The organism is Pseudomonas sp., from assembly GCF_040514055.1.
In the GTDB taxonomy this organism is placed as follows: Bacteria; Pseudomonadota; Gammaproteobacteria; order Pseudomonadales; family Pseudomonadaceae; genus Aquipseudomonas.
In genome coordinates this window covers 48,842-72,205 of record NZ_JBEVDL010000068.1, presented here as the reverse complement: position 1 = coordinate 72,205, position 23,364 = coordinate 48,842, and the positions used below count along the sequence as shown (strand labels likewise).

Here is a 23,364-nt window from a genome sequence, read left to right as displayed (position 1 = left end):
TTGTCGGGCGAAAATAGCGCTCTTTCATACGCGATGCGAGGATCCCGATGACGCCCTGGTGCCACTCGGGATCGAACAGGCACAGCCCGAACGGCATCGACTCCACCGGCAAGTCCTTGAGCTGAGCCAGCGCCTCACGCTGCATGCCCTGCTCGATGGACTTGCGATCCTGGTTCATGCCGTCGAGCTGGGACGCCATTTCACGCGCCATGCCCGCGTCTTCGGTGAGCAGGCATTCGATGCCCAGGCTCATGTCATCCAGACGCCCAGCCGCGTTCAGGCGTGGGCCGACAATGAAACCCAGGTCGGTGGAGGTGATACGCGCATGATCGCGTTTGGCGACTTCGAGAATCGCCTTGATCCCTGGGCGAGCGCGCCCGGCGCGGATCCGTTCCAGCCCCTGGTGCACCAGAATCCGGTTGTTGGCATCCAGCGGCACCACGTCGGCGACGCTGCCCAGGGCCACCAGATCCAGCAACTCGCCGATGTTCGGCTGCGGCTTGCTCTCGTACCAGCCCAGGCTGCGCAATCGCGCGCGCAGCGCCATCAACACATAGAAAATAACCCCGACACCGGCCAGCGCCTTGCTCGGGAACCCGCAACCTGGCTGGTTCGGGTTAACGATGGCATCGGCCAGCGGCAACTCGTCACCGGGCAAGTGGTGATCGGTGACCAGCACCTTCAGCCCGGCCTTCTTCGCCGCCGCCACGCCTTCGACACTGGAGATGCCGTTGTCCACGGTAATCAGCAACTGCGGCGTACGGGTCAGCGCCACTTCGACGATTTCCGGCGTCAGGCCGTAGCCGTACTCGAAGCGGTTCGGCACCAGATAGTCGACGTGAGCCGCGCCCAACAGACGCAAGCCCAGCACGCCCACGGTACTGGCGGTCGCGCCATCGGCGTCGAAGTCGCCAACGATCAGAATCCGCTGCCGCTGCTCGAGGGCCGTCACCAACAGGTCCACGGCGGCATCGATGCCTTTGAGCTGCTCGTATGGAATCAGGCGCTTTAAGCTCTTATCCAGTTCAGCCTCGGTCTGCACCCCCCGCGCTGCGTACAAACGGGTCAACAGCGGTGGCAGATCACCAAGGAATGGCAGGGTGTCGGGCAGCAGGCGAGGTTCGATGCGCATGGGGTGACAGATGCTTCTCTTCAATACGTAGGATAAAACTGGTGAAACAGCGACTGATCAGCCGCGTTCGCCCTGCAACCACTGCAACTGGACTTCATGCTGGCCACGGTCGTCGGTTACGAAGATAGTCCCTTCGCTGATCATCACGTCCCACTTGATAACGCGGGGCATGTCCTTGGCCAGGACTTCCAGAATCTCTTGCGGCACTGAAGCGATATTGACGTTCTTCAGGTTCTTGACTGCCGGGATGACCTTGCCTTCCCAGACGCGCAGACTGCCGTAAGCCAGCAGGCTGGTGCGTTCCGTACGACGCGAACACCAGGTCAGGCGATCAGCGTCAGGCTGGCCGACTTCAATCCAGTGCAGGACGCGGTCGTCCAGGCTTTTTTCCCAAAGTGCGGGCTCGTCGACTTCCGACAACCCACGACCAAACGACAGGTGCTCGTTGTACCAGAAGGCATAGGCAAGCAGGCGCACAGTCATGCGTTCTTCGGTTTCCGAAGGGTGACGGGCGATGGTCTGTTTGACACTCTCGTAAACCCCACGATCCAGGTCGGTGAGGTTCAGTTCGAATTTGTAGGTCGTGGACGGCTGGGCCATGAACGGGCTTCTAGATGCGGGGAAAGGCGGCAAGTCTACCCGATGCAGCCCCGTTGAACGACCAAAGCCGGCCGATCACCTGACCGCGAGTATCGATGAACGCCTGTGGCGAACCTGTAATGCGGCGAATCACCGGAAATCCACGCCACTGTCATGCACATTGGTTCAATTGGCGCACATTGGTTTCAAGGCTTTGATATTCAATCAAAAAAAACGATATCCTCGACGGCATTGCGGGCATTGTTGCTGAATATGTCTGTTTCAGACGCTGATCACACCCGCTTCTTTCTTTGCATCCTATACTCAGCCATCTCTCGGGGACGACATTCGCGAATGCCTTATTGCAGCGCACTGCCCGCCAGGTCCTGCATGGCTTCTTTATTGGCCTTGCTGACGCTGTGTGCCTTGCCCTCCAGCAGCCAGGGGAAAGAAACGTTGATCTGGCTGTTGCGCGACATGCCGCCGGTGACCATTTTCTCCGGACCGCAACAGGGTCAAGGCGCTATCGACAGGCTGATGCCGCTGCTGATCGCCCGAATGCCTGAGTACGATCACTTGCTGATGCACGTGAATCGCGCCAGAGGGATGCAGATGCTTCTCGACAGGTCGTCGTTTACCTGCGATCCGATGCTGCTCTGGACTGCCGAGCGTGCGAAAAACCTGCTGTTTTCGATCCCGACCTATGCCGTACGCAGCAATGGCCTGGTGGTGCGTCACGACGACATGGCCAGCTTCACGCCGTTTATATCCGATAACCAGATCGATCTGGCGGCGTTGCTCAAGAGCCGCACGATCAAGCTCGGCGTGGTTGCCGAACGCAGCTACGGGTCGGTCATCGACCGGATCCTGCGGGACACGCCAGCAAATGAACTCAATCTGCATTATGGCAACGATGCCATCGGCAGCCTGCTGCAAATGGAGCGCCTGGGCCGCTTGCAAGCCTTGATCAGCTATTGGCCTGAAGCGCTTTATCAGGCCCGCCAACAAGGCATTGTCGAGGAGGAGCTGATATTCCTGCCGGTCAAGGGCACGCCCAAATATCAATTCACCCATGTCGGTTGCTCGGACTCCCCCCAAGGCCAGCAGGCTATGGAGATCATCAATCGCGAGATGCGGGTGCTGCGCAAAACCAGCCTGATCGGGCTGTACGCGCAATGGCTGCCTAACGGCCAGCGGGAAGAGTATCTGCAGGATGCCAAGGCATTCTTTGAGGATGAATTGCGATAACTGGCGGCCGGCGGCAGGAATATGCCGACCCGGAAAAAAAGAAACCCCGAGCAGCGGGGAGACTACTCGGGGTAAACCGTGGTCCATCGGGACCAGTACGGCAGGCATCAATCACCGGAGCACAATGTTGAACCTGCCGTAATTAATCAGAGCGTACTGCCACCATAAGGTTCCCGGACTGCTCAAACAAAAACGGGAGACGAGATAAACGGGCGACTCAACGCCGCATGACGCATTGCGGCGATCACAGAAGGTTCTATTCGCCCTTCGGCAACCATCAGATCACGGCGCAAACCGTCGACCACATCCGTCAACTGGCGCTTGTCGCCCAGTTGCGCTGCGCTGAAAACACGCTTGATCACCACCGCTCCAGCCGCATCCTTGAGCGAGACCAAACGCTCACCCTGAGGTCCGGCCGGCCCAAGGTGGGCTTGGTAAGGGGCCAGAGCCTGACTTAGCAGTAAGCTGATATTTTCCATCTAGATCACCACTCAACAGTTTGAATGCAAAGGTGCTTATCAATGACCATCGGCGTCATCAGAAAGTTCTTATTGCTTGACCAGAGGGTGCAACTCACCGAGCACTCGAGCATGCCAGCGCAATGTGACAGAGAAAAAACCAGTCCGGTATTCCATGTGACGGCACAATCCGACGCTCTGCCCCTGTGGGAGAGGACTTGTCCTCGATGGCTGTCATTTCAGCACTGCAGGTGAGTCAGGCGGATCAGAGGCGTCTGGGCTGGCTATTGAGGACAAGTCCTCTCCCACAAAAGCCCTCTCTCGCACCGCCAGGCATTCCGGCCATAGAACCTGCTACGGATTTAGTGAGCAGCCTGGCCGCCGCAAACAAACTGTAGGAAATTTCACGGAGAATCACGACCTATTCCTACGCAGATTCCTCCTGCCATGGCGCCGCAGCCTGTCGAATCCTGGTATCTAATGCCGCCAGGGACCGCGCAAGCCGCTGCTCATGGGGATGCGCCCCGATACGTAATTCAAATGGAATGAACATTGTGAGCGCTTACGCCGAGAAATCCCTGCGCATCATCCTGGCCGACGACCATCCGATATTTCTCATCGGTTTGCGGGTGGTGCTGGAACAGAACAATGGCGCGAAAGTCATCGCCCAGGCCAGCAACCCGGACGAGCTGCTGGAAATCCTGCGGCGGGTTGAAGCTGATGTGCTGGTGACGGACTTCATGATGCCCGACGAACATCACAACGATGGCTTGCGGCTGTTGCACAGGATTCGCCGAGACTTTCCGGAACTGCCCATTATCGTGGTCACCATGCTCAACAATGCCGCATTGTTTCGAGCGATTCTGGAGTTGAAAATCCAGGGACTGTTAAGCAAGGCCAGCGTTGCCGGCGAACTGCCAGCCGCCATCGCCAGTGTGCGACGCAAACATCTCTATATTGCTGACTCGGTGCGTCAGATCATGCTGGACGCTGCTGATCATGACCTGAACGGGACTGTAAAACCGCTGTCATCCCGGGAAATCGAAGTCATCAGGCTGCTTGCGACCGGCATGACAATCGGAGAGATTGCCGTTCAGCTCAATCGCAGCAAGCAAACCGTGAGTGCGCAAAAAATCAATGCAATGCGCAAACTGGGGCTGGCAAGCGAGGCCGCGTTGTTCATCTACCTGCAGGAGAATGGTCTTGGCTGATAGCGGTTAGCCAGGTCTGACGGGCCTGCTGGCTCCTGCGCTCGGCAATCCACGGCATTACATCGTGTACCAACAAGGGTCGGGATATGAAATACCCTTGCAGCGATGCACCGTCCAGCGCCATCACCGAGTAGAAATCGTCAACAGACTCAACCCCTTCAAATACCACGTCCAGCGACATTTGCCGGGCGATCAGCATTGCTCCGGCAACCACGGCACCTTTGCGCGAGTCCTCTGCCATATCACGCACGAATTCAGCGGGCAGCTTGAGCTCGGTGAAAGGCAGCTGCAGCAACCGTTCAAGGTTCGACGCGCCGGTCCCGAAATCATCGATGGACAGCTTGCAGCCCTGCATGCGCAAGCGCAGCAGACCTTCTACTTGCCAGGTCGCAGGTTCGGGAGCCGCCTGCTCGACGATTTCCAGGGTCAGTATCTGCGCGGGTAATCCGAAATGCACCAGCCGGGCGAGCACCTGCTCGGCAAAATCGGGCTGTTCCAGTATTTGCGGGGTGATATTGACCGCCACCGGCAGCGCCTCGCCCTGCTCGCACAGCATATCGGCAGACAGTTTCAGCGCCAGACCGAGCACGCGCCAGGTCAACGGCACCATCAATCCCGCGCCATCCAGGGCCGGGATGAAGCAGTCGGGGGTTAGCAGTCCATATTCCGGATGCTGCCAGCGCACCAAAGCTTCCACACCGAGTACTTCACCAGACAGGCTGACCTTGGGTTGATAACAGGCGACCCATTGCTCGGACAACACCGACACATCGATTGGCCCATCCTGTGCCGCCGGGTACAGTTCCTCGAAGCTCAAGGCGGAACGTGGGCTCGGCAAGGGTTCGTCGCAAGCATCCGGCAACACATCGTACGCTTCCAGCAATTCGCCGATAGCGACTGTAGACGCCGGTTTTTGCAGGCAGCCCAGCACCGTGATGCCCTGTTGCCGAGCCAGCTGCGCAACGCTTTCCTGAACGCTGGACTCGGTGCTGCTGAGGATGATCACGGCGCGCGCCTGACCGCTCAACGCCAGATGACGGATCAGCTCCAGACCATCAGGCCCTTCCATCATCAGATCGCAAATGGCGATGTCCACCCCGCCGCGTTTGTCCAATGACTGCCGCGCCTGAGCCACGCTGGGGGCAGTCAGCACATCGAAAATCTGATTGGCGTTGAGCATTTGATGCAACGCCATCAGCTGGAAAGGGTTGTCTTCGAGTATCAATACGGTAAGTGAACGCACGATCGGTTTCCTGACTCCAGGCCGCCTGGCCGAATGCCTTGTACTTTAACCAGCCACTCCCCCGTGCCCTATAGGACATGTCCTAAATGAGGGACCGATCCATCTGCAAAATGATGTCGGCGCGTAGGCGAACCATGGATCGTTGCAGGATTGGCCAGTGCTCATCCAGAGCGGCTTGCGATTTATCACGTGCGTGTTCGTCAACAGCCGCGCAGGCCCTGGCGAGTTCGACAGCATCAACCAGACAGGCAGCGCCTTTCAAACGGTGCGTAATTGCGCTCAGGGCCTTCCAGTCGTGCCGCTCTACAGCCTGTTGAATCAAACCCTGCTCCTGATCCAGGTTTCTGCAGAGTTCGGCAAGCATGCGCTGCATTTGTTCATGATTGGCCTGGGTCAGACGCCTTAACGCGTCCATATCGAAGCTCAGTGGCGGCGCGTGGGCCGCAAGGAGCTGAGCCAGACGCTCAAGGGAAACAGGTTTCACGATGACCGCATCCATACCTGCGGCAATGCAGCGCTGTTCCTCTCCCACCAACGCGTTGGCGGTACAGCCGATGATCGGGCAACTCCGAAGTTGCTGCTGGTCTTCCAACAACCGAATCGCCTCGGCCAGCTGATAACCGGTCATGCCGGGCATGTTGCAGTCGGTGAGCAATAGATCAAACGCCTGCTCACGCCACAACTTCAGCGCCAATTGCCCCTCTTCAACCGCCACGACCTGATGACCAAGGAACTCAAGCTGTTGAGTCATGACCAGACGGTTCGCGGAAAGATCGTCGACGACCAGCACCCGCAAGCAGCGTAGCGCCGCTGTCTGAATCGGCGTTGAGATCGAAGTGGCGGGCACCTCGGCACCACGCTTGATGGGGATATCTACGATAATTTCAGTGCCGGTTTGTCCCTCCTCGCTGGACAGACTGATCTTGCCCCCCATCAATTCGACCAGCTGTTTGCAAATACTCAGCCCCAACCCTGTTCCGCCATAAGTGCCAGCAATCTCTTCGCTGCCCTGGACGAATGGCTGGAACAACTCCCTTTGCTGCTCGGGGCTGATTCCAACACCTGAGTCACGAACGCTGATGTGCAATAGCACCGACTCGGCGTCACGGGACGTGGCGTCGATACCCAGAACCACCGCGCCCTGCTCGGTAAATTTCAATGCGTTAGCCAGCAGATTGTGCAGAACCTGACGTAGACGCAGCGCGTCCAGCTGATAAACGCCCTGTGCTCTCTCGGCGAAATTCAGGGACAGGTCAACGTCTTTTTCCGCAGCCTGAGCCTCGAACAGCTGAACGATGCCTTCCATGAATGGCTGCAAAGGCACCAGTGCCAGGTTCAACCGCAGACTTCCCGCTTCGATTTTTGCCAGATCGAGGCTTTCGCCGATCAGTTCGACCAGCTCCGTTGCCGACCGAAAGGCCGTTTCCAGGCCTTGGGATGGGGCTTGGCCAAGGCGCAGCGCTTTTTCCCGCTCCAGCTCCAGCAAGCCGATGATCGCCCCCATCGGCGTGCGGATTTCGTGACTCATACTGGCCAGAAACGCACTTTTGGCCTCGCTGGCCCGGTCCGCCTGCTGGCGGGCGTCCCTTAACTGGGATTCCAACAGTTTGCGGTCGGTAATATCAATCCAGCCCCCCAACAGACCTTGCAGCTGACCGTCGGCACGGAAAAACGGTACGGTCCATTGCCGGGCATCAATCCGTCTGTCGACCAGCTGCATGCTGCGGTCCACAAACATAGGCTTACGGGTTTTCAGCAACGTCAGGTAATCAGCATGCAATTGCTGCGCGCTTTCGTGAGGAATCACGTCGACGTCAATCAGACGTCGGCCGTTCATCTGTTCAAAACTGACGCCGAAACTTTCTTCGTAGCTGCTGTTGCAGGAAACCAGGCGCCCCATGAGATCACGAACGTAAATCGGGTTGGGTATGCCATTGAGCAGCGCATGCTTGAATGCGAGTTGATCGTTAAGCGCTTCTTCGGCTTTCTGGCGCTGGCGAATCTGACCCTGCAAGCGGCTGCTCCAGATCAGGGAAACCATGCCAATGAGCAACGCCACAACCAGCACCCAGTAAATCCAGGCCGGAATCCGGTTCCAGATTGAAGGCTGCGGGACCACCGCACCCAGCCATTTCATGCGAATGGCGCGCATTTCAGGCACCGGAAACTCTTCAAGGGCCTTGTTCAGAATACTCAGCAACTCCGGCTGGGCCTTGATCACCGAAAACCGGTCCGGGGACCAGCGGCCATCCACGCTGCGACCCACCTTGAGTGTGTCGGGCAGATTCAGGTGAGCGCCCGCTTCATTCTGCACAGTCGCGTCGGCCTGACCGTTGGCGACCTGCTGACGCGCCTCTTCGTAAGTCGACACCTGACGCAGCTTGACTGCCGGAAACTCGCGCCGGATCACTTCTTCCAGCGCGTGCCGGGCGGGCAATGCCAGCGTCCGCCCCGTCAAATCCTTCAGCGATGCAGGCGACTCGCTGCCTGCCCGCACCACGAAGACCCAACTGTTGCCCCCAAAGGCATAGGTGAAATCGAGAATTTTCCGCCGCTCGTTGTTTTCCGCCAGGGTTGTGTTCATGTCGGCTTGAGCGGCGCGCAGAAGATTCAGGGTCGCGCGGGTCGAAGCGACTTCCGCATGCACGAACTGCAGACCGGTCAGACGGGAGATTCTCGCCAGAATATCCACGTTCAAACCCACCCACTGGCCGTTCGCGTCTTTGTAGATATAGGGTGGATGCTGACTGGTGGCCACCGTGACATTGGGGTGTTTGACGATCCATTTTCTTTCGGCATTGCTCAGCGTTATGCGCTGGCCATTCACATCGGAGCCCAGACCCAGCGTCCAGCGGCCGAGAATTTCGCGGTTAAGGGCCGTACCGAGGCTGTTCAACGCTTGATTGATCATCGCCAGCAGCCGCTTCTGGTCGTCGCGAACTGCAAACGCAAAGCCCATCGGCGGCAGCGCGCTCTCGAACTTGATCTGGAAATCCAGATACGGATGCAAGGCGATGTAGGAGCGCGCGATCACTTCATTGCCAATGAAGGCGTCGGCTTCACCGTGACTCAAGGCTTCCAGGGCACTGAACAGGTTCGGCGCAAGAATGATCTCGCTGTCCGGATACGTCGTATGCACGACATGATCATCGGCATAGCCATCGAGCAATACGATCTTTTTTCCGGCCAGATGGGGCGGCAGTTCTGTGTCGGAGCCGCGACCGATGACGAACGAGCGATCCGGCATATAATCGCTTGAATAGGCTAACCCGGACACTCCGCGCTCATAGCCGTTGGCGCTGGTCAGGATATCGATCGTCCCGTTGCGTAACGCAACAACCGCCTCATGCCGTTTGGCGAAACCCACGACCTCAATCGTTGTACCCAGCTTACTGCCAATCAGGCTCAGGTAATCGGCGCTGATTCCCTGGTAACGGTTGTGGTCGCTGGTGATGTCGATGGGTTCATAGTCTGCAATGGAAATGCCGACGCGCAGTTTTTTGCGCTGCTGCAGCCATTGGCGATCCGGGATGTCGAGCGCCAGGGGTTCGAGCACCACAAAAGGCGCCACAAGATTGAACGGCAGGCTCTGGGCGGCGAAGGCCCGTTGACTGAGCAGCAGCAATATCGACAAGAAAACCGCGTGAAATACGCGATTATTCGCTGCATGGCCGGGCGCCTTCAAAGCACGCACAATGTTTGTTTCTTTCACTAAAACTGACTCATCCGCAGGTCCTCAACCCCCAAAGTTTGGCATGCGGAAATGAGAAGGCCCGCCGGGTGGCGGGCCTAAAGTTGTTACACAACGATACCGTTACAACGGTTTGCCACGATTGCCATGCTGGCTGACGAAGGCCTGTATGGCTTTGAGGTCGTTTGGCAAGACAGTGCAGCGTTCGTCACGCTCGAATAAATCAGACAAATGTGCAGGTAGTTCAAGCGCTTTTCCTACGCCCGCCTTCTCCACTGCCTCAGGGAATTTGACCGGATGGGCGGTGCCGAGGATTACCATCGGCGTATCCAGGCTGCGACGGCAGGCGCGAGCCGCCTTGACGCCGATGGCGGTGTGCGGATCCAGCAGCTCACCGGTTTGCGCAAACACCTCGGCGATGGTTTCGCAGGTCTGTTCGTCACTGACCGCCAGGGAGTCGAACAGCTTGCGGGTTTCGGTCCAGCGCTCGTCTTCAACGCTGAAACCGCCACCTTGCTTGAACGTATCCATCAGACCGGCAATGGCCGCGCCGTTGCGACCGTGCATGTCGAACAGCAGCCGCTCGAAGTTCGACGAGACCATGATGTCCATCGAAGGCGACAACGTGGCGTGCAGGGTTTCCTTGACGTACTGATTGCCGCTCATGAAGCGGTGCAGGATGTCGTTGCGATTGGTGGCGACGATCAGCTGATTGATCGGCAGCCCCATGTTGCGGGCCAGGTAACCGGCGAAGATGTCGCCGAAGTTGCCGGTCGGCACCGAGAACGACACCGAACGCGCCGGGCCACCCAACTGCAGGGCCGCATGAAAGTAGTAGACGATCTGGGCCATGATCCGCGCCCAGTTGATCGAGTTGACCGCCACCAGACGCGTACCCTTGAGAAAGGCCTGGTCGGCGAAGCTGTCCTTGACCATCTCCTGGCAGTCGTCGAAGTTGCCTTCGACAGCGATATTGTGGATGTTCTCGCCGAGGATGGTGGTCATCTGCCGGCGCTGCACCTCGGACACCCGGTTATGCGGGTGGAGGATAAAAATATCGACGTTGTCGCAGCGACGGCAACCTTCGATGGCGGCCGAACCGGTATCACCGGAGGTCGCACCGAGAATCACCACCCGCTCGCCACGCTTGGCCAGCACGTGGTCGAGCAGGCGACCCAACAACTGCAGGGCAAAATCCTTGAACGCCAGGGTCGGGCCATGGAACAGCTCAAGCACCCATTCGTTGCCGTTCAACTGGCGCAACGGTGCCACAGCTTCATGGGCAAAGACGCCGTAGGTTTCTTCGAGGATTTTCTTGAAATCGGCATCGGCGATACTGCCCGTGACGAAAGGGCGCATCACCCGGAACGCCAGCTCGTGGTAGGGCAAGCCGGCCCAGGAAGCGATTTCCTCCTGGGTGAAGCGCGGCAGGTTTTCCGGCACATAGAGACCGCCGTCGCTGGCCAGACCGGCCAGCAGCACATCTTCGAAATTCAGGACCGGAGCCTGACCGCGGGTGCTGATATAACGCATGCTGTAAACCCTTTGTTCGAGTGAAGACGCTCACCCGGTGGCGGCCGCAGCCGGCCGCCACCGGGGGCGTTAGAGCAGCTGTTCGACGCGAATGCGCACCACAGGACCGGCCACGTCATCGAGCGCCTCGAGGGCGGTGATGGCGTCATTCATGCGCTGCTCCACCACCCGGTGCGTCAGCAGGATCATGGGCACCAGGCCGTCGTGTTCCTCGACTTCCTTCTGCATGATCGACTCGATATTGATGCCCCGCGCCGAGAGGATGCTGGCCACCTGCGCCAGGACGCCCGGATGATCCTTAGCCTGAATCCGCAGGTAATAGGCACTTTCGCAGGCCTCGATGGGCAAAATCGGGTGAGCCGACAGCGAATCGGGCTGGAAGGCCAGGTGCGGCACACGATTTTCCGGGTCGCTGGTCATGGCGCGAACCACGTCCACCAGGTCGGCGATTACCGACGAGGCCGTCGGCTCCTTGCCGGCGCCCGCACCATAGAACAGGGTCGAACCGGCGGCATCGCCATTGACCATCACAGCGTTCATCACGCCGTTGACATTGGCGATCAGCCGGCTGGCCGGGATCAGCGTCGGGTGCACCCGCAGCTCGATGCCCGCGGCCGTGCTGCGCGCGACGCCCAGGTGCTTGATGCGATAACCCAGCGCCTCGGCATAGTTCACGTCGGCAGCGGTCAGCTGGCTGATGCCTTCGGTGTACGCCTTGTCGAACTGCAGCGGAATGCCAAAGGCAATGGACGCCAGGATGGTCAGCTTGTGCGCCGCATCGATGCCTTCGACATCGAAAGTCGGATCGGCCTCGGCATAACCGAGGGCCTGGGCCTCCTTCAGCACGTCCTCGAACGTGCGCCCCTTGTCGCGCATCTCGGTCAGGATAAAGTTGCCGGTGCCGTTGATGATGCCAGCCACCCAGTTGATGCGGTTGGCGGACAAGCCCTCGCGGATCGCCTTGATCACCGGAATGCCACCGGCGACGGCAGCCTCGAATGCGACGATCACGCCTTTTTCCCGAGCTTTGGCGAAAATCTCGTTGCCATGCACGGCGATCAGCGCCTTGTTGGCAGTGACCACGTGTTTACCCTGGGCGATTGCCTCGAGCACCAGTTCGCGGGCAACGGTGTAACCACCAATCAGCTCGATGACGATATCAATCTCGGGATTGCGCGCCACCTCGAAAACATCCGCGGTGATGGGCGTACCGGTAATCTGGCACTGGGGGTTAGGTCGGCGCTGGGCAATTTGCGCCACTACAATACCGCGCCCGGCGCGGCGGGCAATCTCCTCGGCATTGCGCTGAAGCACATTGAACGTACCGCCACCGACGGTACCCAATCCACAGATGCCCACTTTGACCGGTTTCACCCTGTAACCCCCTGCTGTGCTGCGCAAAACGGCCGGGCTAGGCCCGGCCGTGAAAAAGAGCCGCACATTACGAAGCGACTCCCCAATAGTCAATCCGTGACGCCCGCCACCTTACTTGGCCCTCAAGGCCAGCTCGGCCAACTCCGGGGCCGGACGATAGCCGGGCACCATCTGACCGTTGGCCAGCACTATGGCTGGCGTGCCGTCGACACCGATCAACTGGCCCAGGTCGAATTGCTTGGCCACCGGATTCTCGCAGCTGACGGCGGGCAGTTCTTCGCGGGACTTGGCCTTGTTCATCGCTGCCTTACGGTCGCTTGAGCACCAGACACTGACCAGCCCGTTGTAACCGTGGGAGCCCACGCCCTGGCGTGGAAAGGCCACATAGCGCACCTCGACCCCCAACCGATTGAGCTCGGGCACTTCGCTGTGCAGCTTCTGGCAATAGCCGCAATCGGTGTCGGTAAAGACGGTGATATGAGTTTTCGGCGCCTTCGGCGCAAACACCACCATGTCGCTCAAGGGTACCTTGGCGATTTCCGCCGCGACGCCCTTGCTCTCGGCCAGGGTGGTCAGATCGATCGCCTTGCCGCCCTGCACCTGGTAGAGCGAACCCTGCAGGATAAACTGGCCATCCCCACTGGCGTAGAGCATACGGCCGCCCTTGAGCGAGACCTGGTAAATACCGGCCAGCGGGCTTTCGGCGATGCCTTCGATCGGCAGGTCGGGCTGCAGCGCCTGAAAGGCTTGCCGGATGGCCTGGTCGGGATCGGCGGCCAGGGCCAGGCTGCAGGCCAGGCCGAGGGTGGCGGCAGCGAACATTCGGGTCACGCGCATGGATACTCCTGTCGAGCGGCGGACGGTCTTGCTGGAAGGAGAAAGCCTATCACACTCCCCCCTGGAGTCCGACCGCTGCGGGTCGGAGAATCTCGACAGACGGACGGCCGCTTACCGCCGCGACGCAGACTCCCTGGCTCCCCCCTTTACCCACGAGGATGGTGGCGGGCGTGCAACTCCTGCAACCGGGCACGGGCCACATGGGTGTAGATCTGGGTGGTGGAGAGGTCACTGTGCCCCAGCAGCATCTGTACCACCCGCAGGTCGGCGCCGTGATTGAGCAGGTGGGTAGCGAAGGCATGGCGCAGGGTATGCGGCGACAGGCTCTTGCCGATGCCCGCCACCTGCGCCTGGTGCTTGATGCGGTACCAGAAGGTCTGGCGGGTCATCTGCTCGCCGCGCTGACTGGGAAACAGCACGATGCTGGGCTTGCCATCGAGCAGCAGTGGGCGCGCTTCGCGCAGGTACCGCTCGACCCAGGCGATCGCTTCCTCCCCCATTGGCACCAGGCGCTCCTTGCTGCCCTTGCCAAACACCCGCAATACGCCCTGACGCAGGTTGACCTGCTCCAGGGTCAAGCTGATCAGTTCGGTCACCCGCAAGCCGCACGCATAGAGCACCTCGAGCATTGCCCGATCACGCAAGCCAATAGGGTCCTGCAACTCCGGCGCCGCCAGCAGCGCCTCGACGTCGGCCTCCGACAGGGACTTGGGCAGTGGCCGGCCGAGTTGCGGCATGTCGACCTGCAGGGTCGGGTCGACCTCGATCAACTGCTCGCGCAGCAGGTAGCGGTAGAAGCCGCGCACCCCCGAAAGGAAGCGCGCAGTCGAACGCGCCACGTACGCCGCCTCCACGCGCCAGGCCAGGTGCTCGACCAAGACCTGGTGATCGACCCGCGGCAGGTCCAGGTCGCGGGCCTGCAACCAACCAAGGAAGTGCATCAGGTCGCTGCGGTAAGCCGCGCGAGTATGGGGTGACAGGCCTTTTTCCAGCCACAGGGATTCGAGGAAGGACTCGATCAGGGGATGCTCGACAACGGACATGGGAAACTCGGGCCATTCGAATCCGCGCAGTCTTTCACAGCCATGCCCGCTGGCACCAGCGCCCGGCCCTACCTATCTTTTGGACAGGTGACAGGCATCGCCGCGCCGACCATGATGCTATAAAGCCAGTATCCGCAACGGAGCCACTCCATGCCCAGCCAATCGCATTCGCGCCTCGGCCAGATCCTGGTCGACAAGGGCCTGATCACCATCGCGCACCTTGACCAGGCTATTGCCCTGCAATTGACCAGTGGCAAACGCCTGGGTGAGATCCTGCTGGAACAGGGCCTGCTGACCGAACGCCAGCTGCACAAAGCCCTGAAGAAACAGGGCTCCTTGCGCCTGACCGCCACCCTGGTCGCCGCCCTGCTCGGCCCTTTCCAGCTGGCCAGTGCCGATGTCCAGCGCCTGCCCAGCAGCCTCAGTCGCCAGGAAACACCGCGAGGCCTGCAACCGCTGAACGACCAGCAGCTGAGTGAGGTCAGCGCCCAGGGCCTGGACCAAGTCCTGCAAGGCCTGTTTCAGCCCCAGGAAGCCACCGGCGACCTCGCCACCCTCGAGCAACTGGCGCAGCTGATACTGCCTGTATTGAACCAGCTGGACGCCGAGACCTCGCTGCACGACGTGCGCTACGACACCGACAGGCTCAGCTCGCGGATCAATCCCGACGGTTCGCTCAACCTGCGCCTGCCCAGCTCCATCGGCGAGTTGCGCTTCGACAATATTCGGGTAGCGGGGGCCAGCCCCGACCAACGCTTCGGCAGCGTTAGCTTGCAGGACATCGACCTGTCCCAGGCCTCACTGAGGATCAGCCTGAGACCCTGAAATTGGCGCCACCGGCAGCGGCCATAGCCCAGCAATACGCATTCGCGCATCCAGGGCCTGATTGGCGCCCGGATTTCCGCCTACGCGGGAATGACGAGGTGAGGCCGGATGCCCTTACCCCCAGGGACAACGGTCGTCCTGTTGCCCCTGGTGTCGAAGCAGCGTGAGCGCGGTAGGTCGACCAACAAAACCACCATCAGGCTCCTGCGTCGTGTGCCCCAGCCCCAAGTACAACAGGCAACGTGCGCACCTTGGGCACCTTGGGCACCGTCATACCCGCGAAGACGGATATCCAGCATCCCGGCGCGCCGAATCAGTTCCCGGCCCGCGCATGACGGATTGGGCCAAGCGCCCTTACGGGCGCGCAGCAAAAGGTAAATCGCAGGTACAAAAAAGGCAGCCCGTAGGCTGCCTTTTGGCGCAACAAGCAGTCGATCAGGACAGCTTTTCTTTGATGCGCGCTGCACGGCCGGACAGGTCGCGCAGGTAGTACAGCTTGGCTTTGCGCACGTCGCCGCGACGCTTGACAGCCAGACTGTCAACCAGCGGGCTGTAGGTCTGGAAGGTACGCTCCACGCCGACGCCGTTGGAGATCTTGCGCACGGTGAACGCGCTGTTGACGCCACGGTTACGCTTGGCGATGACTACGCCTTCGAAGGCCTGCAGACGCTGACGGTCGCCTTCTTTCACACGCACTTGCACGATGACGGTGTCACCCGGGGCAAAGGGTGGGATTTCTTTGGTCATCTGCTCTGCTTCGAGTTGCAGAATGATTTTGTTGGTCATGCTGTGCTCCTAAGACAAACCCTCGGGCTTGCCATCGATACGTTAACTATCGTTGCGCTGGCGAATAAACTCGTCCAGCAGCGTCTGCTCTTCTCCAGAAAGCGAGCGGCTTTCCAGAAGATCAGCGCGACGTTCGTAGGTCCTTCCAAGGGACTGCTGCAAACGCCAACGCCGGATATGTGCGTGATTGCCGCTAAGCAACACGTCGGGAACGCGCTTATCCGCATACACCTCCGGACGGGTGTAGTGCGGGCAGTCGAGCAGGCCATCCGTAAAGGAGTCCTCCTCGGCCGAATCTGCATGCCCCAAGGCCCCGGGCAGCAGACGCGTCACCGCGTCGATCAGGACCATCGCCGGCAGCTCGCCACCGGACAGGACATAGTCACCAATCGACCACTCTTCATCGACATGCGCCTCAATAAAGCGCTCGTCGATGCCTTCATAACGTCCCGCGATGAGGATCAACGCTTGTCGACCCGCCAATTCGCGGACCGCCGACTGCGTCAGTCGACGGCCTTGGGGCGACAGGTAAATCACCTTCGCCCCCCCTCCGGCAGCCTGCCTGGCATCGGCCAAGGCGCTTTCCAGAGGCTGAATCTTCATCACCATCCCGGGTCCCCCACCGAAGGGGCGATCATCCACCGTGTGGTGGCGATCCTCGGTGTAGCTGCGCGGATTCCAACAAGTCAGCTGCAACAGCCCCTGTTTGACCGCACGACTGGTGATGCCGTACTCGCTGATGGCGGCAAACATCTCGGGAAACAAACTGATGACTTCCACACGCAGGCTGGCCATATCGCTCACACACCCGCCGTTAGAAATCTGCATCCCATTCGACCCGCATCTCGCCAGCCAGCAGATCGACAGCCAACACGCACTGCCCGGTATAGGGCAACAGGCGTTCGCGATCATCCAGGCTGTCGGGGCAAGGCTTGACCACCATTACATCGTTGGCGCCGGTCTCGAGCAGATGGTCGATACGCCCGAGCAATTGCCCAAGCTGGTCGATCACCTTCAATCCGAGCAACTGGTACCAGTAGTACTCGCCGTCGGTCAGATCCGGTAACAGGCTGCGCTGCACGCAGATTTCGAATCCAGCGAGAAGGCGTGCCTCTTCGCGATCATCGAGCCCCTTGAGCTTTGCCACCAGAACCTTGTTCTGCGAGCGTCCGCTGACCAGCTCAACCTGGCGAACCTCGCCGTCACGCCTGAGCGTCCAGCTACGGTAGTCCAGCAGGTTGTCAATCGGATCGGTAAAGGAAAAGACCTTCACCTCGCCGCGAACACCGTGCACCGAAACAATCTTGCCAATGACGATCAGGTCATCGGCGGGAGCGGGCGTCGCGTTCATGGCGCTTAGGCTGCTGCCTTGGCGGCATCCTTGAGCAGCTGAGCAACACGCTCAGACGGCTGTGCACCCTGGCCGAGCCAGTAGGTAGCACGCTCTTGATCAACGGACAGACGGATCTCGCCACCGGCGGCAACCGGGTTGAAGAAACCAATACGCTCAACGAAACGACCGTCGCGCGCATTGCGGCTGTCGGTCACGGTGAGGTGGTAAAACGGGCGCTTCTTGGAGCCGCCACGGGCAAGACGGATGGTTACCATGTGAACATCGTTCCTGTAGTCGGTGCTGCAAAACTGATATGCATGCATAGGGCACTAGGCCCGAAAGGCCGCATATTCTAAGGATTATCGGTTTTTTTGCCAAGCCTTTTTCGGAAAAAGCGAAATAAAGCAGGCTGAAGCGGCTGCAAGCCCCGAGCGATAAGCTTCACGCTTAACGCCCCGGGCCTGAGCTTGTGGCTTGTGGCTTGTGGCTTGTGGCTTGTGGCTTGTGGCTTGTGGCTTACTTGGGCATCCCCGGCATTCCGCCGCCTCCGCCACCCAGCAGACCACCCATCCCCCCCATGCCGCGCATCATCTTGGCCATGCCGCCTTTGGCGGTGAATTTCTTCATCATCTTCTGCATCTGCTTGTGCTGCTTGATCAGCCGCCCGATGTCCTGCACCTGGGTGCCGGACCCCATGGCGATACGGCGCTTGCGCGAGCCGCTGATGATCTCCGGGTCACGTCGCTCCGCCGGAGTCATGGAGTTGATGATCGATTCCATCTGCTTGAACTGCTTCTCGGCGACGCCCTGGGCGCTGCCCATCTGCCCCAGATTCATGCCTCCGATGTTCGGCAACTTGTCCATCAGACCGCCCAAGCCGCCCATGTTTTTCATTTGTTGCAACTGGTCGCGGAAATCTTCGAGATCGAAACCCTTGCCCTTCTTCAGCTTCTTGGTGAGCTTCTCGGCCTTTTCCCGATCCATGCTCTGTTCGGCCTGCTCGATCAGGCTGAGTACGTCACCCATGCCGAGGATGCGCGAGGCAATGCGGTCCGGGTGGAAAGGGTCGAGGGCGTCACTTTTCTCGCCCATGCCGAGGAACTTGATCGGCTTGCCCGTAATGGCACGCACCGACAGGGCCGCACCGCCTCGGGCATCGCCGTCGACCTTGGTGAGGATGACCCCGGTCAGCGGCAAGGCATCGCCAAAGGCCTTGGCCGTGTTGGCCGCATCCTGGCCGGTCATGGCATCGACCACGAACAGGGTTTCGACCGGTTTGATGGCCGCGTGCACGGCCTGGATCTCGGCCATCATCTCGGCATCGATGGCCAACCGGCCGGCGGTGTCGACGATCACCACATCGATAAATTTCAGCTTGGCTTCGCGAATCGCCGCCTCGGCGATGGCCACCGGCTTCTGGCTGATGTCCGACGGGAAGAAGGTCACGCCGACTTCCGCCGCCAGGGTTTCCAGCTGCTTGATCGCCGCCGGGCGGTAGACGTCGGCCGACACCAGCATCACGGTCTTTTTCTTGCGCTCCTTGAGAAAGCGCGCCAGCTTGCCGGCCGTGGTGGTCTTGCCCGCCCCTTGCAACCCCGCCATCAGCACCACCGCCGGCGGCGTGGTCGCCAGGTTAAGGTCCTCGTTGGCGGCGCCCATCAGCGCTTCGAGCTCGGCCTGCACAATCTTCACGAAGGCCTGGCCCGGCGTCAGGCTGCGCGACACCTCGGTGCCCACCGCGCGATCCTTGACCTTGGCCACAAAGTCCTTGACCACTGGCAAGGCGACGTCGGCCTCGAGCAGGGCCATGCGCACCTCGCGCAAGGTGTCCTTGATATTGTCCTCGGTCAGCTTGGCCTTGCCGGTGACATGGCGCAGGGTCTGGGAGAGACGGTCGGTTAGGTTTTCGAACATGACGTTCCTTTACAGGCTCTAGATGAACCGAGGTTGAGCTGGCAGGTCATCGATTATAACCAAGACTCCACCGGGCCGACACCGGTGCCGGCCTTTCGTGAGACACAGGTTGTATGCCACACTCGCGACCTTTCGGGCTCGCCTAACAAGGACTTATGCACCCTCTGCTGCCCAGCCTCGTTGCCGCCGGCCTCTACGCCGGCGCCACCGCCTACCAGGGCTTGCGCCTGGCCCGCCGGGAAATTCCGCGCAAGGGCCTGCTGGCGCTACTGGTGGCGATCGCACTGTTTTTCCATGGCGCCAGTCTGTTTTTGCAACTGCACGCCGTCGCCGGCCTGGCCCTGGACTTCTTCAACGCGGCCAGCCTGATCGCCTATTCGGCCATCCTGCTGACGCTGTTGGCCTGCGCGCGCATCCCGGTGGAGAATTTGCTGCTGCTGTTTCTGCCCCTGGGCTGCATCACGGTGCTGTTCGCACAGTTCCTGCCGTCCGGCACGGTGCAGCCGATCGACGAGGAGCCCGGCATCCTGGCGCATATCCTGCTGTCGATTCTGGCCTACGGCATGCTCACCATCGCCGTGTTCCAGTCCCTGCTGCTGCTGCTGCAGGACCATCAACTGAAAAACAAACACCCGTCCGGGCTGATCAAGAACTTTCCGCCCCTGCAAACCATGGAAAGCCTGCTGTTCGGTTTCCTCTGGGCAGGCTGGGCGCTGCTGTCCGCCTCGCTGATCTCCGGCTGGCTGTTCTTCGAGGACCTGTTCGCCCAGCACCTGGTGCACAAAACCCTGCTGGCTTGCCTGGCCTGGGTGGTCTTCGCCGTGCTGCTGTGGGGCCGCCACCAGCTGGGCTGGCGTGGGCACAAAGCGATCCGCTGGACCCTGGCAGGCTTCTGCCTGCTGATGCTGGCGTATTTCGGCAGTAAGCTGGTCCGCGAATTCATCCTGCATATTTAGGCACCTTCTAGGCACCCCCGTGGACATTGCGCACCCTGGTTTTCTGATCGGCCTGCTGGTTTTCCTGATCCTCTGCTCGGCGTTTTTCTCCAGCTCGGAAACCAGCATCCTCAGCCTCAACCGCTACCGATTGCGGCGCCTGGCCAAGGAAGGACACCGCGGCGCCAGACGGATCAGCGCCCTGCTGGTTCGCCCGAACCGCTTGCTCGGCGCCATCCTGATCGGCAACAACTTCGTCAATATCCTCGCCTCGTCGATCGCCACGGTGCTGGCCCTGCAATTCTGGGACGAGGCCGGCATCGCCATTACCATCGCCACCCTGGGCCTGACGCTGATGGTGCTGATCTTCGGCGAGATCACCCCGAAGACCTTCGCAGCCCTGCGGCCCGAGCTGGTGGCCTACCCCTTCAGTTTCCCGCTGATCCTGCTGCTCAAACTCCTTCACCCATTGGTGCTGGTGCTCGGCGGAATCAGCAACGGCCTGCTTCGACTGCTGGGCGTTGACCCGACCCGTCCGAGCAACGACGGCCTGACCACCGAGGAGCTGCGCAACGTGGTGCGCGAGTCCGCTGACGACCTGCCGCAGAATCGCCAGAACATGCTGCTGAGCATCCTCGACCTGGAAAATGTCACGGTCAACGACATCATGATCCCGCGCAACGAGGTCACCGGCATCGACCTCGACGACAGCCTGGAAGACATCACCACGCAATTGCGCACCACGGGCCACACGCGCCTGCCGGTCTTTCGCAACGACATCAACCAGATCGAGGGCGTAGTGCATATGCGCCAGATCGCCCGCCTGCTGACCCATAACCAGTTGACCAAGGAAGCCCTGGCCGAGGCTTACCACGAACCCTATTTCGTCCCGGAAAGCACGCCGCTGTCGACCCAGCTGATCAACTTCCAGAAACAGAAACGTCGCATCGGCATCGTCGTCGATGAATACGGCGACGTACTGGGCATAGTTACCCTGGAAGATATTCTCGAAGAAATTGTCGGCGACTTCAGCAACCAAGATCTGCTGCGCAGTCCGGATATTCATCCCCAGGCGGACGGCACCCAAGTTATCGACGGCGCCGCCTATATCCGCGAGATCAATAAGGCGCTTGGCTGGCACCTGCCCTGCGACGGCCCCAAGACTCTCAACGGCCTGGTCACCGAAGCCCTGGAAAGCATTCCCGACAGCGCGGTGTGCCTGAAGATCGGCCCTTACCGCCTGGAAATCCTGCAGTCGATGGATAACCGGGTGAAAAGCGTTCGGGTCTGGCAGGCCGGCGTTATGCCCCGACCGCCGACGCCCTAAGCTTAGTCACCAGGCCTTCGGCCCAGACGCGGTAGCCAAGGGCCGACGGGTGATAGCCGTCCAGCGCCAGGTAAGCGGGTGAAAACTCCAGATCCACGGTGCAACGCGCCAAGTTCAGGCGGGCCGCCAACTGCCCCAGATGCCTATTCAGTAATCTGGCCCGCGCGCCCAGCAAATGCCGCAGCAGCCAGGGCAGCGCACTGAAGTGCTGCAAGGGCGGCACCGCGGTAAAGGCCACTTGCGCACCCTGGGCGCCCAAAGCCTGGGCCATCTCACCCAGCGCCCGCTCCCATGCCAAAGGCGCGGTGAGCCGGGTGCTGTCATTGACGCCGAACACCAGCACCGCCAGGTCCGCCGGCTCGGCCAGCGCCGAGGGCAGCAGGCGCTGCCGCGCCTGGTCAACCGTGATGCCGTTTTCCCCACAGATACGCCAGCATACCGGGCGGGCCAACGCGCGGGACAAGGCCACGGCCAACTGGCCCGGCAAGGCCTGCTCCAGCGTCGCCACGCCAACCCCGACCACGGTCGACTCGCCCACCAGCAGCAGCCGCAGGGGCGTGCCGGCGCAGTGCGCACCCGCCACCCCCCTGGTCGGCCCGCTGGCGGGAGGCAAGCGCAGGGCGGTGCGCCGCGTATGCACGGCCAGGGGCACCAGCAGCGGCAACAAGGGCAGCGCCATGCCCCACCAGGCCAGGCTGCGCCAACGGCTCACAGCTCGACCTGAACCGCCTGGGCCGCACGGATCGCCTTGGCACGGGCCGCCTGCACCGAGGCATCCCGCGCCAGAGCCACACCCATGCGCCGCTGACCCTCGACCTCGGGCTTGCCGAACAGGCGCAAGGCGGTGTCCGGCTCGGCCAGTGCCTCGCCCAGGCCGGCGAAACTGACCTGGCGCGACTGGCCCGTCACCAGGATCACCGCCGAGGCCGCCGGACCCAGCTGACGAATCCGCGGAATGGGCAGGCCCAGGATCGCCCGTGCATGCAGGGCGAACTCCGACAGGTCCTGGGAAATCAGCGTGACCAGGCCGGTATCATGGGGCCGTGGCGACACCTCGCAAAACCACACCTGGTCACCCTTGACGAACAGCTCCACCCCGAACAGGCCGCGCCCACCCAGCGACCCGGTTACCGCCAGCGCGATCCGCTCGGCCTCGGCACGCGCCAGCGGGCTCATCACCTGGGGCTGCCAGGACTCCTGGTAGTCGCCCCTGACCTGGCGGTGCCCGACCGGCTCGCAGAAGGTCGTGCCGCCGGCGTGACGCACGGTCAACAAAGCGATCTCGTAATCGAAATCGATAAACCCCTCGACTATCACGCGGCCCTTGCCCGCCCGCCCACCCGCCTGGGCATAGTCCCAGGCGGCCTGCAGGTCGTCCGGCCCCTTGAGCAGCGACTGACCCTTGCCGGAAGAGCTCATGATGGGCTTGATCAGACAGGGATACCCCAGGGCCTGCACCGCATCCTGGCATTGTTCGAGCGAGTCGGCGAAACGGTAGGGCGACGTCGGCAGCCCCAGTTCCTCGGCGGCCAGGCGACGAATACCCTCGCGGTTCATGGTCAACTGGGCGGCGCGCGCGCTGGGGATAACGGTAAAGCCCTCGGCCTCCAGTTCGGCCAGGGTCGCGGTGGCGATGGCCTCGATCTCCGGCACGATGTAATGGGGGTTTTCCAGTTCGATTACGGCGCGCAGGGCGGCGCCGTCGAGCATGTCCAATACATGGCTGCGGTGCGCCACCTGCATGGCCGGGGCATTGGCGTAGCGATCGACCGCGATCACCTCGACGCCCAGGCGCTGCAGCTCGATCACCACTTCCTTGCCCAGCTCGCCCGAGCCACAGAGCAATACACGGGTCGCACTGGGCGACAACGGGGTTCCGATACGGGGCATCCGAT

General features: G+C 61.0%; 21 protein-coding genes. 5 read left to right on the top strand and 16 right to left on the bottom strand.

Going from position 1 to position 23,364, the window contains the following annotated elements; genetic code table 11:
- Positions 1 to 1,132: DHH family phosphoesterase (locus ABWY06_RS18030; RefSeq protein ID WP_353926955.1), on the bottom strand; the 1,132-nt coding region annotated here is incomplete at its 3' end.
- Between the two features lie 57 nt (positions 1,133 to 1,189).
- Positions 1,190 to 1,732: a YaeQ family protein gene (locus ABWY06_RS18025; protein ID WP_353926954.1), complete on the bottom strand. Its 543-nt coding sequence runs from the start codon at positions 1,730 to 1,732 to the stop codon at positions 1,190 to 1,192.
- Between the two features lie 435 nt (positions 1,733 to 2,167).
- Here ABWY06_RS18025 and ABWY06_RS18020 point away from each other — a divergent pair, with 435 nt between their 5' ends.
- Positions 2,168 to 2,959, top strand: coding sequence for a TIGR02285 family protein (locus ABWY06_RS18020; protein WP_353926953.1), 792 nt, complete (start codon positions 2,168 to 2,170; stop codon positions 2,957 to 2,959).
- Positions 2,960 to 3,141: 182 nt separating this feature from the next.
- Here ABWY06_RS18020 and ABWY06_RS18015 read toward each other — a convergent pair whose 3' ends face one another.
- On the bottom strand, positions 3,142 to 3,438 hold the full coding sequence (locus ABWY06_RS18015; protein WP_020289536.1) for a DUF3509 domain-containing protein: 297 nt from the start codon (positions 3,436 to 3,438) through the stop codon (positions 3,142 to 3,144).
- Positions 3,439 to 3,971: 533 nt separating this feature from the next.
- Here ABWY06_RS18015 and ABWY06_RS18010 point away from each other — a divergent pair.
- Positions 3,972 to 4,628 (top strand): response regulator, encoded by a 657-nt coding sequence (locus tag ABWY06_RS18010; RefSeq protein ID WP_020289537.1) that lies wholly within the window; start codon positions 3,972 to 3,974, stop codon positions 4,626 to 4,628.
- Here the strand turns inward: ABWY06_RS18010 and ABWY06_RS18005 are convergent.
- The 6 genes from ABWY06_RS18005 to xerD form a co-directional block, all read right to left on the bottom strand.
- Positions 4,597 to 5,871 (bottom strand): EAL domain-containing response regulator, encoded by a 1,275-nt coding sequence (locus ABWY06_RS18005; protein ID WP_353926952.1) that lies wholly within the window; start codon positions 5,869 to 5,871, stop codon positions 4,597 to 4,599. The two genes, ABWY06_RS18010 and ABWY06_RS18005, sit on opposite strands and share 32 nt — an antisense overlap.
- Positions 5,872 to 5,953: 82 nt before the next feature.
- Positions 5,954 to 9,568, bottom strand: a complete 3,615-nt coding sequence (locus ABWY06_RS18000) for a transporter substrate-binding domain-containing protein (protein ID WP_502948224.1) — start codon at positions 9,566 to 9,568, stop codon at positions 5,954 to 5,956.
- Positions 9,569 to 9,685: 117 nt separating this feature from the next.
- The gene (gene thrC, locus ABWY06_RS17995) at positions 9,686 to 11,095 is read right to left on the bottom strand and encodes a threonine synthase (protein WP_353926951.1); all 1,410 of its coding nucleotides are present in this window, start codon (positions 11,093 to 11,095) and stop codon (positions 9,686 to 9,688) included.
- Positions 11,096 to 11,164: 69 nt separating this feature from the next.
- A complete protein-coding gene (locus tag ABWY06_RS17990) occupies positions 11,165 to 12,469 on the bottom strand; it encodes a homoserine dehydrogenase (protein WP_353926950.1) in 1,305 nt (434 codons plus the stop codon).
- A 111-nt stretch (positions 12,470 to 12,580) separates the two neighbouring features.
- On the bottom strand, positions 12,581 to 13,306 hold the full coding sequence (locus ABWY06_RS17985) for a thioredoxin fold domain-containing protein (protein WP_353926949.1): 726 nt from the start codon (positions 13,304 to 13,306) through the stop codon (positions 12,581 to 12,583).
- A 146-nt stretch (positions 13,307 to 13,452) separates the two neighbouring features.
- Positions 13,453 to 14,349, bottom strand: coding sequence for a site-specific tyrosine recombinase XerD (xerD, locus tag ABWY06_RS17980; protein WP_353926948.1), 897 nt, complete (start codon positions 14,347 to 14,349; stop codon positions 13,453 to 13,455).
- 150 nt (positions 14,350 to 14,499) lie between these two features.
- Here xerD and ABWY06_RS17975 point away from each other — a divergent pair, with 150 nt between their 5' ends.
- Entirely contained in the window at positions 14,500 to 15,174 is a 675-nt protein-coding gene (locus ABWY06_RS17975) for a cyclic di-GMP-binding domain-containing protein, MshE-related (protein ID WP_353926947.1), read from the top strand.
- A gap of 435 nt (positions 15,175 to 15,609) precedes the next feature.
- Here ABWY06_RS17975 and rplS read toward each other — a convergent pair whose 3' ends face one another.
- The 5 genes from rplS to ffh form a co-directional block, all read right to left on the bottom strand.
- Complete coding sequence (gene rplS, locus ABWY06_RS17970) at positions 15,610 to 15,960, bottom strand: 50S ribosomal protein L19 (protein ID WP_353926946.1); 351 nt, start codon at positions 15,958 to 15,960, stop codon at positions 15,610 to 15,612.
- 42 nt (positions 15,961 to 16,002) lie between these two features.
- Entirely contained in the window at positions 16,003 to 16,755 is a 753-nt protein-coding gene (trmD, locus tag ABWY06_RS17965) for a tRNA (guanosine(37)-N1)-methyltransferase TrmD (RefSeq protein ID WP_353926957.1), read from the bottom strand.
- A gap of 19 nt (positions 16,756 to 16,774) precedes the next feature.
- A complete protein-coding gene (gene rimM / locus ABWY06_RS17960; protein WP_353926945.1) occupies positions 16,775 to 17,311 on the bottom strand; it encodes a ribosome maturation factor RimM in 537 nt (178 codons plus the stop codon).
- A gap of 5 nt (positions 17,312 to 17,316) precedes the next feature.
- Positions 17,317 to 17,568: a 30S ribosomal protein S16 gene (gene rpsP, locus ABWY06_RS17955; protein ID WP_353926944.1), complete on the bottom strand. Its 252-nt coding sequence runs from the start codon at positions 17,566 to 17,568 to the stop codon at positions 17,317 to 17,319.
- 241 nt (positions 17,569 to 17,809) lie between these two features.
- A complete protein-coding gene (gene ffh, locus ABWY06_RS17950) occupies positions 17,810 to 19,207 on the bottom strand; it encodes a signal recognition particle protein (protein WP_353926943.1) in 1,398 nt (465 codons plus the stop codon).
- A 155-nt stretch (positions 19,208 to 19,362) separates the two neighbouring features.
- Between ffh and ABWY06_RS17945 the strand changes: the two genes are divergently transcribed.
- Both ABWY06_RS17945 and ABWY06_RS17940 read left to right on the top strand, forming a co-directional pair.
- Positions 19,363 to 20,163 carry a cytochrome C assembly family protein gene (locus ABWY06_RS17945; RefSeq protein ID WP_353926942.1) on the top strand — a complete coding sequence of 267 codons (801 nt, stop codon included), beginning with the start codon at positions 19,363 to 19,365 and terminating at the stop codon, positions 20,161 to 20,163.
- A gap of 19 nt (positions 20,164 to 20,182) precedes the next feature.
- Complete coding sequence (locus ABWY06_RS17940) at positions 20,183 to 21,469, top strand: HlyC/CorC family transporter (protein ID WP_353926941.1); 1,287 nt, start codon at positions 20,183 to 20,185, stop codon at positions 21,467 to 21,469.
- On the opposite strand, the gene ABWY06_RS17935 is transcribed toward ABWY06_RS17940, so the two are convergent.
- Positions 21,444 to 22,181, bottom strand: a complete 738-nt coding sequence (locus ABWY06_RS17935) for an SGNH/GDSL hydrolase family protein (protein ID WP_502948223.1) — start codon at positions 22,179 to 22,181, stop codon at positions 21,444 to 21,446. The two genes, ABWY06_RS17940 and ABWY06_RS17935, sit on opposite strands and share 26 nt — an antisense overlap.
- Positions 22,178 to 23,359 (bottom strand): formate-dependent phosphoribosylglycinamide formyltransferase, encoded by a 1,182-nt coding sequence (purT, locus tag ABWY06_RS17930; protein WP_353926940.1) that lies wholly within the window; start codon positions 23,357 to 23,359, stop codon positions 22,178 to 22,180. Before purT ends, ABWY06_RS17935 begins: the two co-directional genes overlap by 4 nt.
- Positions 23,360 to 23,364 lie beyond the last annotated feature (5 nt).